Origin of the sequence: Longicatena caecimuris (genome assembly GCF_018406465.1) — a bacterium.
Classification (GTDB): Bacteria; Bacillota_I; Bacilli_A; order Erysipelotrichales; family Erysipelotrichaceae; genus Longicatena; species Longicatena caecimuris.
Genome location: NZ_AP024510.1, coordinates 2,455,110 through 2,474,944, shown reverse-complemented (window position 1 = coordinate 2,474,944; position 19,835 = coordinate 2,455,110). Strand labels below are relative to the sequence as shown.

Here is a 19,835-nt window from a genome sequence, read left to right as displayed (position 1 = left end):
GAGAAAGGAGACGCTTTATGAGTAAGAATATTAAAAAATTGCTATTAGGTTTTTGTTCTTTTCTATTATTAGCAGATGTCTGTGCGATGACTCATTTTACAAAAGTTGATGTACTTTATGCCAGTGAGACAGAAGATGTTAACACCACGACCTCTATGATCTATCAATGGAGTTGGCCAAAGGATGTAAATATCGTTAAAACGGAAAAGCAAGATTGGGAATTGCCTGTGTCAGGGGCAAGTCAAAAGAATCCGATATCACACCGTCAGTTACTGACGTTGCTGCCTTCTGAAATTCTTGTACATGAGAATGGTGGACAAAAACCACTTAAAATAGCATGGGATGTAACCGAGATACCAGAACCTATCTGGACAGGAAACTATGTTATTTCAGCGACGATTGTTGATCCAACGTATCATTTATCAGAAGAAGCCGCAGAATTGTCCTGTACTGTTTGTTTTCAAGAAACCGACATCGCGTTGCAATCGCTGGCAGATCATACGATTAAGGGAATTAGCCCATCAAGTACAAAAATTGATCTGTTTGATTATTGGATAACGAATGAAAATGATCCCGATAATATATTTAAAGAGGAATATCGTTTATATGGCATCAATGGCTTTAAAGGTGTAGATGTTGGTGTTCGTCATGGATTGCTATTTGGAATCGGCTCGAATTATGGTTGGGCAAATACAACGGATAGTTCCTCTACCCCGAAACAAGGAATTGTTGAAAATGTCTTATATAAAAATGGGAATACCAATAAGGATGGATACCCTAGATTAAAAAGTTCTAGCTTAAGTGGTGACAAGGATAGCACAAATAGTAATATTTTTGTACAAGACTTTGATATACTTGATTATTTATTTGACCCTGCCAATCTAAATAATAATATTTTTACAGGTGGAAAAAAATCATATGAAAATGTGAAAGGATTATTGCAAATCGATAAAGATGGTTATTATTCATACAATAGTGATGAAAACTTTGCCGAGCTTAATAAACAACAAAAAACCTTTACGTTATATGATACGCCAGCTATGAAAGAGAATAAAGGCTTATCAGGTGGGCAATTTTTTCCACTCAATAGTGCATCGGATATGTTTCAAGAAACGAATGGGAAACTATCTTCAAAAATCTTATCTGAAGTAGATGCAAAACTAAATCATTATTTTGGGCTTACCATGACGACATCCTTTGTGCAACAAAAAGGAGGTACAAACAGAGGGAAACCTGTGACATATAGCTTTATGGGAGATGATGATGTATGGGTGTTTATCGATGGTGTACTTGTTGGGGATGTTGGTGGCTGTCATGCGGCAACGAATTTAGATATTAATTTCCAAACAGGTGAGGTTAGAGTCTATGGAAATATAGGTACCAATTTTGATAAAAGAACAACAATCAAAGCAGCTTTTGAAGCAGCAGGAAAAGCAACCACTACCGGCTTTAGTGGCAATACATTTGCGGATGATACCATACATACTTTGAAATTTTTCTACTTAGAAAGAGGACATGCACAAGCAAATTTACGTTTACGATATAATTTAATACCTAAAACAGAAACTTCTCTTATAAAAACGGACGAAAATGGCAAAGCGTTAGAAAATGCTACTTTCTCCTTGTATCAAGCAGATGCTTCCTATCAGACATTAAATGAAGTCAGCAAAATTATTACAGATAAAAATGGATATGCGGCATTTATGGATGATGAAGGCAATCCAATCACATTAGAAAGCTTAAAAAACATTAGCAATTACTTTGTCTTAAAAGAGTCAGGAACGCCGCAAGGATATCGCCAAACGAAGGATATACAATTGCAATTCGTAAAAGCCGGCAGTAACTATGCATTAAAGGTGAACAATCAATGGAATAGTGGTGCATTTGCAAGAACAAACATAGCTCCTACTTTTAATTTGAAGACGATAAAGAAGATAGATGGCAGTTCCTTGAATTATGATAGTACGTATATAACATTATCTTCCGGTATCATATTTGCTGTCGTTATGAAAAACGATAATGGTGTGTGGAAACCGGTGTATGGAAACGATGCGGATGGATGGAAAGTAGCAAAAGATGGTAGTTTTACTTCCTTAAAAACAGCTATCCGTAAAAATCCTAATGTGCTAGTTGAAAAAGGAATGACAGGGGAAAATAGAAAAAATATTCCGCTGCCGGGAAATATCAATGCGTATGATTTTGCCGGTGGTTCCGATTTTAAAATTGCATATTATTATAGTATGGAAAGTAGTGTTGATGAAATAAATTATACATATGAAATAGATGAATTAGATGTGGCGACCGGTTATTCTTATACATATGGAGCTACACTCCAGATTACTGATGTTGCGGATACCCTACTTGTTCAAAAACTTGATGCTGCTCAAGAGCCATTGACGGGAGCAGAATTTGCGATGTATGAAGAAAGTGGTCTAAACGTTAAGGAAGATGGAACCTATACGATCAATAGTGGAGCGAAAGTTTTGCAAACAGTCACCACGAAAAATCTTACAGAAGCATTGGATGGTGTGACATTACGCGGAGGTGCGAAGTTTGCCGTTTCTGCGGGAACATATTATATCATCGAAACCAAAGCACCGGCTGGCTATGTAAAAAATGATCTCGCCGTGAAGGTGGTTGTCGATACGAATGGAGTATCGGTAAATGCGAATAGAGAAAACGATGGGATCTATGTGAAAAAAGGTATCGATTCTTTGTATAGCAGCATGCTGCAATATGCCGATGCAGATGGTATCGATGCTACTTTGCATGGTCTAAAGATGCAATTAGAAACAACCGATAATTTAGATGGCACATGGAACAAACAACCCGATAGTACGCATTTGCAATATACAGCAACTGGTTATGATAGCATCACAGGAAAAGCGTATCTAGGAACAGATGTGGGATGGAGCCGTTTAAATCTGCAGCAATGTTTGGAACATGACAGCGCCTCGGTAAATGCAAACAAACAAAAATTAGATAGCACAAATGTTGCAGGTTCATTTAAAGATCAGACAATTGTGCAGGTTACCAATCAGAAAGTATCTTCACTTGAAATTAAAAAACAAGTGGATGGCGAAGCGACGTCAAGTGCCTTTACATTTAAGATCAAACTCACAGAGCCTAAAGCACAAAGCTATACAGCTGAAATTTATAATGCTTCTGGAAATCTAATTCAGACAATGACAATCGACAAAGAAGCAACTTTCTCTTTAAAGGATAAAGAAACATTGCGAATACCTACTATGAACTATCAGACAAGCTATGAGATTGCCGAAATCAATATTCCTGCTTCTTATGACGTATCAGTGCAAGTAAATCAAGGCGAAGTTAAAAAACAGACGTCAATCAACGGAACGATTGCGTATGGAGAAAATTTAGTTGTTTTTACAAATACGGTTCATAGTAAAGCAGACTTTCGGTTTATAAAAACGACAAATAAGCAAGTGCCATTAGCAGGAGCAGGTTTTGTACTTTATGAATTGAATTGCACAGAGGATACACATGATCATGCGAATGAAAAGATATCGGTTGATCAATATGGACAGCTAAAAGATACTACCGAAAAATGCTGGAAGAAGTTTGCCGATACGAATTCGGTTGCCGCAACGGGAGAAGTGCTATTTCATGACTTAAACACGCAAATGGAATATCGATTGATAGAGTATAAAGCTCCTAGCGGCTATTTACAACCGGATGGGCAATGGAAATTATCCTATGATACACAAACAAAGAAATTTATCGTGAACGGAATTGTTGGTTCAGTGACAGGTACTCCTGCCTTTGAAAAAATAAATATGTCTTCAGCAGACTATCGTTTGCCGAATTATCAGCCTAATGATTTGCCTTCCACAGGGCATGGCGGAAATACAATCGCTTATGTAATAGGAGGTATTCTTCTAATGCTTGGAGGTTTTGGGATGTACCGTTATCGAACCAGAAGGGAGGGAGGCTAAAAACATATTTATGTTTTAGATCATACAAATTATTCAGAAAGGAAAGGTAAGGAATGATGAAAACGAAATTTACAAAAATGATGGCAATATTTGTTATGTTACTCATGATTGTGCCAATTGGCTACGGTAATGTAAAAGCTGCTATTACGCCATCTTCAACTGCTATGATTACTGTTTCAGGTATAAAAGGTGATACGAATGTTGAATTATATAAGGTTATCGGTGTGGATGTAGATAGTACAACCAATACACCAAAGAATCCTATGTATTTATGGCATCCGGATGTTATGGAATGGGTAAAAGCATATGATAATGCCCATGGTACAAATTACATAGCGAAAACTGGTGATATCCATAATGCTGTAACGGATGAATTTAACGGTTCTATGGATACTGCAAAACAGGATGAATTCTGGCAGACCATGGCAAAAGATATTAGAAATGGTACTTTAGATTTAGGGGTAACCGCATCGCAAAAATCAGATGGTAGTGTAGCATTTCCGAATTCTAACATGGGGGGATATCTTGTGTTAGCTACACCAGAGCCATCCGCACCGGGAAAATATTCTTCTCGTATTTATAAGCCAACTACAGCGATTTTAACCCCAACGTTTGACAATGGAGTTTGGAATCTGAAAAACACTACCGTATCTTTAAAGTCTTCAGATGGTACGATTGCTAAAACAGTTGATGATGAGACAGTGGAAGTGGGGCAGAAGCTTACGTATACGATCAGTGCCACGATCCCTGCTTATGCACCAGATGTTGAAAACAGATATGTCAATGTTGGCGATAAATTTCCAGAAGGTTTGACATATAACAAGGATGTAAAAGTATATGCAGATGAAGCTTGCACAACGCAGCTTACAACAGGGTTTACAAAATATGAAACGCCAACTGCAGATGCAACTTTCTCAGTACGTTTTAATGATGCTTTCGTAGCTGCACATGGTGGAGAAATGGTATATTTGAGATATACGGGAACAGTGAATAAGAATGTTGAATATGCGTTGATTAATACCGCCTTTGTGAATGGTCCTTTCAATTATGGAGGCAGTACTCAGGTCGTAGCACGCTCTTATGGATTTATCTTACATAAGGTCGGAGAAAATAATGCGAATCTGCAAGGTGCAGAATTTGAAGTAAAGAAAAAGAATGGAAGCGAGGCATTAGCCTTTATCAAAATGGCAGATGGTGAATACCGTTTAGCAGAAGCTTCTGAAACAGGAAAAACAACTGTATTAACAACTGGAGTTGACGGTACGCTGCAGGTGAAAGGAATCGCAACTGGTGAATTTATCTTAAAAGAAACAAAGGCACCAACTGGCGGCTATGTGCTTCCTAATGGTGAAATCACCCTTACGTTGATTGACAGTGAACCAAACGGTATGTTGGATGCTGGTTCTGGTGTTACTAAGACCGGTTCTATCCAATTAGGTGAAGAAGTGAAAATCAATGATATTATTTTAGAATTTACGGTCATAAATGGAAAAGGCTTTGATTTGCCAGTGACAGGTGGTATGGGCACCATGTTGTTTACCATCTTAGGATTGGGATTAATGATTGGGGCTGCTACGCTTGTGATCACGATGCGAAAAAAAGAAAGTAACCTTCATTAAGCTTTTTAAGGTTTTATCTGAATGAAGAGAAAAAGATGGAACCGTGTTTATTTCCTGGCACCTGTAATATTGTTTATTACAGGTGCTGCCATTTTTCTATATCCCGCTATTAGCAATTACATCGCAGAAAAAAAGCAATGGAATGTTATACAGACCTATGATGCGAAAATGAATACTGCAAGTAAAGAGGAAATAGAAAAAGAGTGGAAAAAAGCTAAGATATATAATGAGAATTTAATAGGACAACCCGTACATGATCCCTTTGTTTTAGGGAGCGGTTTTGTCTTACCGAACAATTATGAAGATGTTTTGCGGCTTAGCGAAGATGGTGTCATGTGTTATCTTCGTATACCAAAATTGAATGTTCATATGCCGATTTATCATGGAACGGCAGAAAAGGTATTGCGTAAGGGAGGCGGCCATCTGGAAATGACATCTCTTCCGATTGGAGGAAAAGGGAACCATGCGATGATATGCGCTCATCGAGGCTTACCTAGTGCCGAATTATTCTCACGCTTGGATGAATTGAAAAAACATGATCTGTTTTATATCCATGTACTGAATCAGGTGCATGCATATGAAGTTGATGATATTCAAATAATCAAACCTGAGGATATGAAGTACATTCATTTTGAGAGTAAAAAAGATCTGATCACATTAATGACTTGTACGCCCTATGGCGTAAATACACATCGCTTATTGGTAAGGGGAAGGCGTATTGCGTATAAAAATGAGCAAGAAAAGGAAATTAGGATAGAAAATAATTGGAAATTGGAATATGTGATCGTATTTGTCGGTGGTATTGCTTTCTTCGCATTAAAAAAAGGATATCGGGCATATGAAAAAAAGAAACATTAGCTATTTAATAGCTTTTTTAGCCATCTTGCTATGTATCGGCGGCTTTGCTTTGTTGTTATATCCTGATATGAAACATCTATCTTTTCGCATGGAAACTAGACAATGTCTGGATAGCTTTGAAGCGAATAAAAAGCTTATTACGAAAAATATGTATTTGAAAGTAGAACGTTATAATAAGCAAATTTATGAAGAAAAACAGATTGGACTGAAGGATGCTTGGAGTTATGAGGAAAACATCTTTTCGAAAGAGATGGCAAGCCTTCCTATGAATGTATTTGGCTATCTTGAAATACCACGCATGAAGATTAAGCTGCCTTTGTACATCGGTGCCAGCAAAGAGCATCTCGCCAAAGGCGCTGCAATCCTGTCGCAAACGAGTATGCCGATAGGTGGCGAAAATACAAATAGCGTTATTGCTGCACATCGGGGTGGATATGCTGGAGCATCTATGTTTCGCGATATAGAAAAATTAAAGATCAATGATGAAATTCATATCACCAATCCTTGGCGTACATTAACGTATACGGTAAGGAAAATTGTTGTCATCTTACCCAAAGATATTGATGCGGTAAAGATTGTAGATTCTAGCGATATGGTGACGCTTATCACCTGTCATCCTTATCCGAACAATACCCAGCGTTATGTCGTGTACTGTGAAAGAAAAGGGGAGCATAAAGGAACTATTAAACAACGTAGTGAGGTATATGAAACAAGTCAAGAATGGATTCAAAAAGAACAGATTTTTCATACGATGAGTATGCTAGGTAGTTTTGTAATCTTCTTATTGTTATGTGCTAAACGAAAAGGATGTATTTCAATAAAAAAGCATAGAACGAAGGAGAGTAGAGGAGGTAAGAGATGGTAAGAAAATGGAAACGAATACTTTTTGCTATGTTATTGCTTTTTTCTTTTTCTACTATGGATCATATCGCTTTTGCGAAAAGTGAAGAACCAACCACTAAGAACATGGCAACAGATGGACAGAAACATGCGATAGTAAAGCAAAAGGATGGAGAAAATGATACAGATAAAAACGTGGCTGTTGCTGAACCACGAGGTGTTTCCTCCTTTGTACGTATTCGAGAGATTTATTATCCTTCCTGGTTAGGCAATTGGAGTACGGTCATGGGAACCATTGACGGGAAACTTGCATATTGTCTGGAGGCAAGTAAAAATACACCTCCTAATGGTAATTATGAGACGACGGTAGTGAATAATGATAATCTCTTAAAAGTTTTATATTATGCCTATGGGGGTGCGGGACAATCCGTATTCCTTACGGAAACGGAAGATATTGCTTATCTTTACACCCATATTTTGGCATCCTATGCTTATAGTGGTGATTTGTATGGGGGACATGGATTTGATTGGTGGGATCAGCATGGTATTGGATTAAGAGGCGTATACAATCTAATTACTAGCTATCCATCACCAAGTATCTTGCAGTTTAACACGGATACCTTGCAAGCTACCTATGATCCAAACAGCAAAATACAACGAACCAATACGATTACGCTGCAAGCGGTAAGCAAAGTTGCTGTATATATTCCATTAGAAGATGGGGTAACACTTCATAACACAACAACAGGGCAAACACAGACGGGTGGAACCGGAACGGTATATGGTGGACAGAGTTTTTATTTAGAGACTAAGCGCATAGATTTAGAAAATAAACAGTATAAGAATTTGAAGGGCGAAAATTTATACCGATATGCACCACTTGCTTTTTCGCCTGGTGGAAATAATCAGACCGAAGGAACGATTACGGTTACGGATTTTGTATCGCTAAATCTAAATGTAAATTGGATAAAGCCTTATGAAACATGGGATTTAAAAAAGATTGATGATACAGGGAAACCAATAGCAAATGCGACCTATTCATTGTATGTCGCAGATAGTTCCTATGCGATTCAGCAGGATACACCTGTATTTACAGGCATCACCGATACAAAAGGTAACATTAGCGTAGATCCTAACGTGAATACCGATCTAACCTTAGCCGCTTTACGTGCCAAAAGTAAGTATTATGTATTAAAAGAAGAACAGGCTCCTGCTGGTTATCAAAAAGCAGCGGATGTACATCTAGCACTTATCGGTGATACAGATCATCCATATTTTATTGTGAAGAACCAATGGGAAAGTGGTGCTATCACACAAGTGAAACAAAAGATCCGTTTTAACAAGAACAGCGAAATTGATAATAACAAGGCGCAATACCCGAATGTGGCTGCTTTTATTGAAGATACGGATACAGGAAGGTTGCTCTATCAAACAACATCAAAAACATGGAAAAGTACCAGTACACAGGGCGAAGGTAAGTACGCAGAGGCATATCAGGCTAATCCAATAGTATTATCCTTAGGAGCAGATAATACGTATGAGGCAATCATGGATTTGCCATACAATTACACCAGCACGAATATGGTATGGGAAGTCATGCCAACACCACCACCTCTTCCACGATATGATACTTACATACGACTTTGTGATCGTGCGGGCAATTGTTTGAATGGCTTTTCCAAATTGCCAGATGAGGTACACTATTCCTCTACTATTGTCTTAACAAACAAAAGAAACCAATTCAGTGTTGAAAAAGTTAATGTGGATGGCAAAGCATTAGCCGATGCCCAATTCACGCTTTATGACCAAGACAATATTAAGAATGAAAATGGTACGATCACAATTGTTAAGGATATCCCTTATGAGCAGCAAACAACAGATGCGAAGGGGCAGGCCTGCTTTGGAGCGCAAAATCAGCCTTTGTTAAGTGGAAGAACATATTATTTAATGGAGACGAAAGCTCCGCTAGGCTATGATTTGAATGAAGAAATCGTTGAAATCAAGGTAACGGATCAAGGCGTGTTTGCGAATGCAAAAAAACAAGATGATGGAATTCTTGTGAAAAAGCATATAAAAAATGTCATCGCAAGCTTTCTACTTTATGCGCAAGCAGATGATATCGATACGACACTTCAAGATATGAAAATGCAATTATCAACCGCAGATACATTTACGGGTACGTATATAAAACAACCGCAAACCACGAATTTGAAATATCACGCTAGCAATACTGATGGGATTTATGATGTAGAGAGTGGTCCATCCTTTTTACAAACGGATAGCGGTTGGGGAAAACTTCAGGTAGAACAACGTTATAGCGGCACAGATACTATGTACAAATTTAACTTGAATGGTAAAAATGTAGCAGGTCTTTTTATGGAACAAACCGTTATACAAGTAATGGATCAAAAAGCGACATCTTTAGAAATTGAAAAACAGGTAATCGGTGATAATCAAAATGAAACGTTTAAGTTTACAGTCATGTTCCAAGATGCCGTTTCAAAGAAATATAGCGCTACAATATATAATGCCGATGGTTCTAAGCAAAAAGATATCACCACTTCTTATGGTATTTTAAATGCCGAATTAAAGCATAAAGAAAAACTGGTCTTTCCTTCGATTGATGTTAATGAGAAATATTTTATTCAGGAAACACTAGATTCAGAACAAAGTAATAACTATAACGTATCCATAAAAGTGAATGATGAAACAATATATTATGATAATAAAATCAATGGTGTAATTGAAAAGGGCGAAAATCATGTGATATTTATGAATACGATAAAGAAGACAGCTGATTTTACCTTTACCAAAACGACAATGAATGATGTCCCCTTAGCAAATGCAAGTTTTGGCATTTATGAATTGAACTGTACAAGTACTTCTCATGATCATACAAATGAGCAATTAAAGGTCGACAACAATGGTAATTTGATTTCCTCATCTGCTTGCTGGAAGGCTAAGAAACGTGTGATTTCAGCAGGCGATGGAAATGTGACATTTTCGGAACTCTCCATAGATAAAGAATATCGGTTGATGGAATACAAAGCACCGAGTGGATACTTATTGCCGGATGGATCGTGGAAGTTATGCTATGATACACAAGAAAAAGAATTTAAAGTAACGGGAATCGTGGGGAATGTTACGGGTACTCCAGCCTTTAAGAAAGAATCTTCCACAGCATCTTATCATTTGCCCAATTATCAACAGCAGACCATACCAGATACCGGATTTACAGGAAAAAACCATTATCTTCTTTGGGGCGGTATGTTAATGCTACTAGGATTTGGGTGGAGACAATGGCAAAGGGAAAGAAAGCATCTGTAAGTATAGAAAAAACAAAACACATCATCTATATTTGGTGAATGAAAGGGGCATTCACCTTGGGGTGATGTGGTATTTTGAAGTTTTTCTATAAATAGGGAAAATAGGATAAAAAAAAGACTTTTTTTATGTTTTATGCTTTTGGCTATTTGATTTATAGGAAAAACCATAAAAACTGATGTTATTTTATGTGAAACTTAAGGGACATTTCAAAATCCCTTTTTTTTTCACATAATTTGGTCTAAAATAAAGGAAAGAGGTGAAGTCTTATGAAAAAAGTAATTTGTGTGGTCGAAGATGAAAAAGCAATCAACGACCTAGTGAATCAATATTTAAAAAAAGAAGGCTATGAGGTTCGTTCCTATTATACGTATGAAGAGGCCAGTGCCCATGTCGGTGACGATGATGTACACTTATGGATCTTGGATATCATGCTGGATGATAAGAGCGGGTTTGACTTAATTGAAGAAATCCGTTTACAGGGAAAAGATATCCCGGTTATTTTTATGTCAGCACGTGATAAAGAATTTGACCGTATCATTGGATTGGAAAAAGGAAGTGATGATTATATCACAAAACCTTTTTCACCAAAGGAATTGGTTTTACGTGTGAACAATGTGATGAAGCGCGTCTATTGTAATGATAATAACCGCATCATGGTAGATGGGTATGAACTTGATGAAGAACAACGCAAGGTTTTTGACGGTGGAAAAGAAATTGATTTAACCACTAAGGAATTTGATTTGTTAATGATGTTTATTAAAAATAAAGGTATGGCATTTAACCGTGAAGCCATCTTAACGAATGTATGGGAAGAAAACTATTATGGAAGTGATCGTGTCGTTGATGATACGCTGCGTCGCTTGCGTAAGAAACTGCCGAATCTGAACATTCATACGATTTATGGCTATGGTTATCGTTTAGGCTAATGAAACGCTTTAATGAATTCATTAAACAGCTGTCTTTAACACAACAGCTGTTTGCGCTGATTTTCTTTTTCGTTACTTTTTTTGCGGTCTTCTTCTTTGTATATGTCAATGGCAGTGTTAATAACGCAATTAAAGAACAGATATTTAAATCGCTAGATGATACACAAAGTGCTTTGATCAGTGCAAATGCAACGCTGGATGCGTACAGCAATGCCAGTAATATTGAAAATTATCCGGTCATGATCAAAAATGGCGATACTCCTATCTTGATTGCCCCGGCAGAAAAAAATATTGATACAAACAGTCGGGAATGGGAACAGATTCGCAATGATTTGCTTAAGGTCATGCGAGGAAATTTGGAAAAATATCATGGAATCTTTAAGAATGCCAGCAATGATCTGGATTCTTATTACAGTATTTTGCGCATCACAGATAAACAGTATTTGATTTCTAAAACCTATAGCGATAATATGGATAAGCTGGAAAATGTTTTAGTAAACAGTGTTGTCTATATCACGGTAATCGTCGTTGGTTTCTTCTTTATCGTATTAATGATGTGGGTCATTACGCTCATTCATCCATTGAATCAGATACGTAATTATATTGAACGTGTGAAACTGGGAAAAGATGCCGAGCTGCATGTAAATCGCAAGGATGAAATCGGGGAATTGGCGGATGCTCTGGTCAGCATGCGAGATGAGTTATTGCGTCAGGAAAAGACGAAGGAAGAAATGATTCACAATATATCACATGACTTAAAGACACCGATTGCGACGATTAAATCTTATGGAGAAAGTATCAAGGATGGTATTTATCCATACGATACCTTGGAGAAAAGTGTTGATGTTATCATTGAAAATGCGGATCGTTTAGAGGCAAAAGTACATTCCTTGTTGTTCATGAATCGTGTTGAATATCTGATTTCACAGGATTGTGAAGGTATTTCCAGCAATATGCAGGAAATCGTGGAAACAGTTGTGCAAAATACCAAATTCATAAAGCCGGAAATCACCATTCAGACAGATTTGGAAGAAGTGTGGTTTGATGGATTGGCCGAACCTTGGCGCGTTGCCGTGGAAAATATTTTAGAAAATGCATTGCGTTATGCGAAAACGACCATCGACATTCACTTGAGTGAAGAAGAAGGTTTGACGATTGCCAATGATGGTCCATGTATGGATGAAGATCGTATCAAAGTACTCTTTAAACCATATGAAAAAGGGCAAGGCGGTAAGTTTGGCTTAGGATTAAGTATCGTATCCAAAGTCGTTAACGCGAATCATTATGAGGTATGTGGAGAAAATACAGCCGATGGTGTTATTTTCCGTATTAATAAACCCAAAACAGAAACTAAAAAAGGACGATAATTATTTGTTTGTGTGAAAATAAACTCTGTGAACACGATATGTTCATAGAGTTTTTTTCGTATGGATAAGAAAATATTGTCTAAACATGTTCCTTTTTTCATATACTGAAACGAATGGAGGATGTGTATGTGCAGGATTCATAATTGTAAGTTAAATGTCACCGTAAAAGGAGAAGGGCAGGGCATTCTCCTCTTACATGGATGGGGCCAAAATGCCTATATGATGAAATTTCTCCAAGATCATTTATGTGAGCACTATAAAGTTGTCAATTTAGACTTACCGGGGTTTGGTGAAAGTGAAGAACCCGATCATGCTTGGGACCTCAAGGAATATGCGAGTGCCATGCATGAGCTATGTGATTACTATGAAATAAATCAACCGATCATTATTGCCCATTCCTTTGGCGCCCGCATCGCATTTCATTATGCATTGCAATATCCGCTTCAGGCAATGATCTTAACCGGAGCTGCCGGCATACGTAAAAAACATGGGATTTCTTATTATATCCGTGTGTATAGTTATAAGTTCATGAAAAAATGGCATCGTCAGATACAAATGGGCAGTGTTGATTATCAACAGGCTAGTGATATCATGCGCAGTGTGCTGGTAAAAAGTGTGAATGATGATATTACACCGGAATTAGCGAAGATAAAAGTTGAAACGCTTTTAGTATGGGGGGAACAAGATGAACAAACGCCTTTATGGATGGGAAAAATGATGGAAACATTGATGCCGCATGCGACCCTTGTGACATTAGCCAAAGATGATCACTTTGCATACTTTCATCAAAGTCTTCGCTTTAAGGCTATTGTGGATGCTTTTCTGGAGGGCATCTCATGAAAACCTTCATGCTATGTAGTTATCTGTTTTTTGTGCTTGTGCCCTTGAAAAAAAGTCTGCATATGTTCCAGCAAAATCGCTATCGCAATGATCGCTATCTGCCATGGCTGAAACAACAGTTATATGTGCTGCGCAAACATTTGGTGAAGACAGTATTGTTGCTTTTTTTGATATATGGTTTATTTTTTGTTTCAAACGATCAATTTCCCCAGCTGTTATTAAGCATGTTGCTATTGATATATGGTTACTTGATGTGGCGCAAAGAAGAACAAAGTGAATATCGCAAGCCGTTGGTATTTACGCCAAGAGCAAAACGGTTATATGGGATGCAACTTTTCCTGATGTTTGTGATTTTATGGGTATTGCAACAGTATGGCAATATCTTTTGGCAGATTTTCTTTACGCCATACCTCTACTTTTTGCCATGGGTGCTTATTCTTGTATCGGCATGTATCATGTTACCTATCGAGCGCTTTATCCAACAGTCTTATATGCAGAAAGCAGCGAAAAAACTGCGGGATCATGAAAATCTTTGTATCATAGGTATTACAGGAAGTTATGGGAAAACAAGTGTGAAAAATGTATTGTACCAGCTGATGAAAGAAGATTGGTATGCCTTGGCGACTCCACAGTCCTATAATAATCGCATGGGAATTACAAAGACCATCTTGGAATATCTACAGCCACTGCATGAGCTGTTTCTATGCGAAATGGGAGCCGATCATGTTCATGAGATTGAAGAGCTGATGAAGTTTGTCAGACCCCAATATGGTATTGTAACAGCCGTTGGCCAACAGCATTTGGCTACGTTTCATAGTATGGAAAACATTTTGCATGAAAAAATGCAGATGATTGAGCAATTAGGCAGACAGGGAATAGGATTTTTAAATGCGGATAATGAATGGATACGTTCTTATCCATTACGTGTTCATTGCCGTGTCATCTGGTTTGGTAAGGATATGTTAGCAGATTATCGGTATGGAAATGTTTCTTATGATGAAGAAGGCAGCCGTTTTACCATTACGCATAAGGCCGTTGCTCATGTTTTTCATACCCGTTTGTTAGGGGAACATAATCTGATGAATATCACTTGTGGGGTTGCGGTAGCACATCAATTAGGAATGTCCTGGGATGCTTTGGGTAAGCAATGTGAACAGCTGCCTTATGTAACCCATCGTTTAGAAAAGAAACAGATGGCGGATTATACACTGCTTGATGATGCATATAATGCCAATCCCAAGGGGGCTCGTTATGCGTTGGATGTGTTAAGAGAAATGCCCCAACAGCGTATCATCATTACCCCCGGTCTGATTGACTTGGGGTATGCACAGGATAAAGAAAATGAACTGCTGGGAGCTTATATGGCTGCATGTGTAGATGATGTTATATTGGTAGGCCCAACACAGACCGAAAAAATAAAAAAAGGCTTAATCGCTAAGAAGTTTCCGATAGAAAGATTGCATGTCGTAACGAATATTCAAGAAGCCTTTGCCTGTTTACAACAGATTAAAGAAAAGGACGCCTATGTTTTATTAGAAAATGATTTGCCGGACGCTTTTAACCACTAAGCGGATTGCGTAACGCCTATCCTGCTATTGCATAGACTGAAATATGCGAATAGGAAAGGGATGGATGTTATGAAATTAAGTGTTGCCATAGCTTTTGGCGGTGTTTCCGTTGAGCATGAGATCAGTATCCTTTCAGCAATGCAGGCAATTGCGGCTTTTCCAGATGCTTATGAAATCGTACCTTTATATATTGCCAAGGATGGAAGAATGTATAGTGATGCCTCATTTCAAAAAACGGAGGTATTTCAAGATTTAACAAAGGTTACGCAGGAAAATTATGAAGTTCAGCTTGTACGTGAACATCAACGGGTGTTGATGCAATGGAAAAAACATCACTTTTGGAAAACATCTCGCGTAATTGACTTTGTACTGCCGATTTTACATGGGACAAACGGAGAGGATGGAAGCTTTCAAGGCTTTTTAAAGACCTTGCATGTACCGTTTGCGCAGTGTGGTGTATTATCCGGTGCTTTAGGACAAGATAAAGTAGCTATGAAAATGATCCTGCAAGATCAAGGGTTACCTTTAGTACCATGGTTTTATTGGTGGAAACAAGAGCCATTAGAGGAAGCATTCTTTGCGAAAGCACAGCGCCTTGGCTATCCGATGATCATAAAACCAAGCAATCTTGGCAGTAGTATTGGGATTGCGGTAGTACAAAATGCGCAGGAATTAAAGAAAGCGATGGAAGAGGGATTTCAATATGATGATAAGATCGTCATTGAAAAGGTGATCACCCCATTAAGAGAAATAAACGCATCTGTGTTAGGGGATATGGAAGATGCCAAATGCAGTGTCCTAGAAGAAGTTGTAAAACAGGATACAATTTTATCCTTTCAGGACAAATATGAAGGACATGCGAAAAGTAAAGGAATGGCTGGTACCAATCGTCGCGTACCGGCTTCCTTAGAAAAAGAAGAAGCGCAAGAAATCACGTCCTATGCATTGGCAAGCTTTCAAGCGCTGCAGGCGGAAGGGGTTGTCCGTATTGACTTTTTGATGAATGCGGATACGAAAGATATTTATGTCAATGAGATTAATTCTATTCCGGGTTCTTTAGCGTATTATTTATGGGAAGCCAGTGGTCTGACTTTTACAAAACTGTTAGAGGAACTGATCCAGTTAGGCATGAAACGTTGGCGTAGAGAAGAAAAGCGCATTGTGAGCTTTGATACAAATGTATTACAATTGCAGGCAAAAGGGGGCAGTAAACAATTGTAAAAAAAACAGATGGTGTTTTACCATCTGTACATAGGTTAGTGAACGGTTTTTCGATATTCATTCGGCGTCATGCCGGTTTCTTTCTTAAATACTTGTGAGAAATAGGATTGGGAAGAAAACCCGCTTGATTCGGAAATTTGGGAAATGGAATAATTGGTTGTCGATAAAAGCTCTTTCGCCTCTTTGATTCGCAATTGTATCAAATAGTTGATGGGAGAGATTCCTTTGTATTGTTTAAAAGCATGTACGAGATAAAACTTGTTCATAAAGGCTTTTTCACTTAGTAATTCGAGGGATATTTCTTCACGGAAATGATTGTTGATGTATTGTTCCACAAAGCGGCATTCTTTGGCCACTTTTTTTGCAGGCGCAATCAACAAATTTGCTTTCGTACGACGAACCATATTAATAATTAGTACTTCTAATAAGTTTTGACAGACAACTTCAAAGTTGTTGTCTTTTTCTTCCATCTCTTGTAATAAGGTCTTCAAATAAAACAGGATTTCATGCTTAAATTCATAATAGTTATGTACACTATAATCTTTTTCTTCTTCCTCTTCATCTTCTTGTTCAGAAAAGCTGGTGAACTGCAATCCTTCAATTCCCAATACGATGTATTCTAATGGGGAATCACCACGACTCATCTCAGTATGTACGACGTTTGGGTTGACAATGATCATGTCATCTTCACATACATCGAACACATTATCATTGACAAGAAAGCTTCCTTTGCCGCGGATTACATAAAATAGTTCGGTGCAATGATGCGCATGTGGCGTACTGTGCCAGTCCCCTTCATAGCGTGATGTAGAAATATACAAAAGACGATAAGACATTTTATCTAAACGAGGCACATCTTCCATCTGATAACGCTGAATACTCATGATCTGTCCTCCCTTTTTTACCATTATATAGAAAAAAATCATAGTTGACAAGATATTGTTAAAAAAACAAACTTGCCAATATATCTAAAAAAATCAAAATGAAGAGGAAAAAGCTCGATAAATCGATTCTTTTTTTAGAAATCTTGTTACAAAAATGGAGAAAATGAAGGATTAGGTCATTTGACAAGACTATAGGGAATACATACAATGTTGTCAGATAACACAAGGAGGACGTTTATGAAAACGAACAAAGGCCGTGTAACCGTGCCGACCGATGTAGATGTAATTGAAGACACCCTGCGCATCATTGATTTATGGGGCGCAGACGCCATTCGCGATTGCGATGGTACCAACATGCCAAAGGAATTGAGTGACTTGGATGTGAAACAGTATGCGACTTATTATACGACCCGCAAAGATAATGCATGGGCCACAGCACATCCGGAAGAAATCCAGCAGATGTATCTGATGAGTGATTTCATGACAGCATCCACTTCAACTCTACGCATTCCATTAATGAAACATTATTACGAAAAACAATTAAAAGTTAATACGATTGATGACATCAGTCGCTGGTGGGAAGTAATTGATCGTACAAGTGGTGACATCATTCCTTATGGACAATGGCTGTATGAGGAAGAATGTGGTGAGGTCGTCATTCAAGAGGCAATTCCTTTTCATGCTTATACCGTAAGCTTTCTGGCTTTTGTAATATGGGATCCAGTACATATGTATAATGCGATAACCAATGATTGGAAAGATGAGGAGCATCAGATGACCTATGATGTTCGTCAGCCGAAAACGCAAGCGTATGTCTTAGCAAAATTACGTTCATGGTGTAAGGAACATCCGGAAGTCGATGTGATTCGTTATACAACGTTTTTCCATCAGTTTACCCTGATGTTTAATGAAGAAGCAAAAGAGAAATTTGTGGATTGGTTTGGTTATAGTGCCAGTGTATCCCCATATATTTTGGAACAATTTGAAAAGGAAGTCGGATACAAATTCCGTCCGGAATATATCATTTCGCAAGGCTACCATAATTCAACCTTCTGCGTACCTACGAAAGAATATAAAGACTTTATGAACTTCCAGATGCGTGAGGTTGCCGAACTGGTAAAACAATTTGTCGATATTACGCATGAAGAAGGAAAAGAGGCCATGATGTTTTTGGGCGATCATTGGATTGGTACAGAACCATTTGGACCATATTTCAAGGACTTAGGAATTGATGCTGTTGTTGGTTCTGTTGGCAATGGTACGACCTTACGTTTGATTTCGGATATTCCTGGTGTGAAGTATACCGAAGGAAGATTTTTACCATATTTCTTCCCGGATGTCTTCTGTGAAGGCGGCGATCCTATTCAGGAAGCTAAGGTCAATTGGGTAACCGCAAGACGTGCTATTTTACGTTCTCCATTGGATCGTATTGGTTATGGCGGTTATTTGAAACTGGCTTTGCAGTTCCCTGATTTTGTGGAGTATATCACACATGTTTGTGATGAATTCCGTGAGTTATATGATCATGTACATGGGGCAAAGCCTTATTGTATGCCATTTAAAGTGACGATATTAAATGCATGGGGAAAGGTGCGCAGCTGGGGTACCCATATGGTGGCGCATGCATTATGGTATAAAGAGATTTATTCTTATTCCGGTGTATTAGAGGCTTTAAGCGGTATGCCATTTGATGTTTCATTCATCAGCTTTGATGATATTCTAGAGGATCCGCATGTTTTAGATGATGCCGGTGTTATTATCAATGCCGGAGACGCTTATACTGCCTATAGTGGTGGCGAGTATTGGGCTGACCCACGTATCATCGAAGCAATGCGTCGCTTTGTATACAACGGTGGCGGCTTTATCGGTGTTGGAGAGCCAACAGCTTATCAGCGCAATGGTCATTTCTTCCAACTCTATGATGTCTTAGGCGTCGATAAAGAATTAGGATTCTCTTTGTCTACGGATAAATACAACTGGGAAGAGAAAGAGCATTTCTTAACGGAGAACTTTGCTGAGACGATCGATTTTGGTGAAGAAGTAAAAAATATATATGCATTAAATGGAACCACGGTTTTAAAAGATGACCGTCATAATATCATGTTTGCGGCCAATACGTATGGAAAGGGACGCAGTGTTTATTTGCGCGGATTGCCATTCAGCTTTGAAAATGCTCGATTGTTATATCGCTGTTTATTTTATGCGGCTGGCAAAGAGGATGAAATCAAGACATGGTACAGTGAAAATCCTAATGTGGAGGTCAATGTATATCCAAATACCCAAAGCTATTGTGTCGTGAATAACACATATGAAGAACAGACGACTACGGTATATACAGATAGGGAAAGTTATGCTCTTACCCTAGCGGCCACGGAAATTCGTTGGTTTTCGATAAAATGATGATAAAAAAGAGGGAGTGAAGATAA

General features: G+C 38.1%; 12 protein-coding genes. 11 read left to right on the top strand and 1 reads right to left on the bottom strand.

Translation table 11 applies throughout. From position 1 onward, the window contains the following. Nucleotides 1–17 precede the first annotated feature (17 nt). The 10 genes from KJS44_RS11490 to KJS44_RS11445 all read left to right on the top strand — a co-directional run bounded on the left by KJS44_RS11490 (nucleotide 18) and on the right by KJS44_RS11445 (nucleotide 16,525). Entirely contained in the window at nucleotides 18–3,959 is a 3,942-nt protein-coding gene (locus KJS44_RS11490; protein ID WP_008687142.1) for a SpaA isopeptide-forming pilin-related protein, read from the top strand. A gap of 53 nt (nucleotides 3,960–4,012) precedes the next feature. Beyond that, complete coding sequence (locus tag KJS44_RS11485) at nucleotides 4,013–5,578, top strand: SpaH/EbpB family LPXTG-anchored major pilin (protein WP_008687144.1); 1,566 nt, start codon at nucleotides 4,013–4,015, stop codon at nucleotides 5,576–5,578. A gap of 21 nt (nucleotides 5,579–5,599) precedes the next feature. Beyond that, nucleotides 5,600–6,436, top strand: a complete 837-nt coding sequence (locus KJS44_RS11480; RefSeq protein ID WP_008687146.1) for a class C sortase — start codon at nucleotides 5,600–5,602, stop codon at nucleotides 6,434–6,436. After that, nucleotides 6,417–7,301 (top strand): class C sortase, encoded by an 885-nt coding sequence (locus tag KJS44_RS11475; protein WP_008687147.1) that lies wholly within the window; start codon nucleotides 6,417–6,419, stop codon nucleotides 7,299–7,301. The genes KJS44_RS11480 and KJS44_RS11475 overlap by 20 nt, the downstream gene beginning before the upstream one ends. Continuing rightward, nucleotides 7,295–10,603: a prealbumin-like fold domain-containing protein gene (locus KJS44_RS11470; RefSeq protein WP_008687148.1), complete on the top strand. Its 3,309-nt coding sequence runs from the start codon at nucleotides 7,295–7,297 to the stop codon at nucleotides 10,601–10,603. The genes KJS44_RS11475 and KJS44_RS11470 overlap by 7 nt, the downstream gene beginning before the upstream one ends. Before the next feature lie 266 nt (nucleotides 10,604–10,869). Further along, the gene (locus KJS44_RS11465; RefSeq protein WP_213540111.1) at nucleotides 10,870–11,529 is read left to right on the top strand and encodes a response regulator transcription factor; all 660 of its coding nucleotides are present in this window, start codon (nucleotides 10,870–10,872) and stop codon (nucleotides 11,527–11,529) included. Next, a complete protein-coding gene (locus KJS44_RS11460) occupies nucleotides 11,529–12,896 on the top strand; it encodes a sensor histidine kinase (protein ID WP_213540110.1) in 1,368 nt (455 codons plus the stop codon). The genes KJS44_RS11465 and KJS44_RS11460 overlap by 1 nt, the downstream gene beginning before the upstream one ends. A gap of 126 nt (nucleotides 12,897–13,022) precedes the next feature. Continuing rightward, complete coding sequence (locus tag KJS44_RS11455) at nucleotides 13,023–13,736, top strand: alpha/beta fold hydrolase (protein WP_008687156.1); 714 nt, start codon at nucleotides 13,023–13,025, stop codon at nucleotides 13,734–13,736. Continuing rightward, nucleotides 13,733–15,304: a Mur ligase family protein gene (locus tag KJS44_RS11450; RefSeq protein ID WP_008687158.1), complete on the top strand. Its 1,572-nt coding sequence runs from the start codon at nucleotides 13,733–13,735 to the stop codon at nucleotides 15,302–15,304. Before KJS44_RS11455 ends, KJS44_RS11450 begins: the two co-directional genes overlap by 4 nt. A 69-nt stretch (nucleotides 15,305–15,373) precedes the next feature. Beyond that, the gene (locus KJS44_RS11445) at nucleotides 15,374–16,525 is read left to right on the top strand and encodes a D-alanine--D-alanine ligase family protein (RefSeq protein ID WP_026006742.1); all 1,152 of its coding nucleotides are present in this window, start codon (nucleotides 15,374–15,376) and stop codon (nucleotides 16,523–16,525) included. Nucleotides 16,526–16,560: 35 nt separating this feature from the next. Here KJS44_RS11445 and KJS44_RS11440 read toward each other — a convergent pair whose 3' ends face one another. Beyond that, entirely contained in the window at nucleotides 16,561–17,409 is an 849-nt protein-coding gene (locus KJS44_RS11440) for an AraC family transcriptional regulator (protein WP_008687162.1), read from the bottom strand. 237 nt (nucleotides 17,410–17,646) lie between these two features. Between KJS44_RS11440 and gnpA the strand changes: the two genes are divergently transcribed. Beyond that, nucleotides 17,647–19,809 (top strand): 1,3-beta-galactosyl-N-acetylhexosamine phosphorylase, encoded by a 2,163-nt coding sequence (gene gnpA / locus KJS44_RS11435; RefSeq protein WP_008687164.1) that lies wholly within the window; start codon nucleotides 17,647–17,649, stop codon nucleotides 19,807–19,809. Nucleotides 19,810–19,835: the final 26 nt, after the last annotated feature.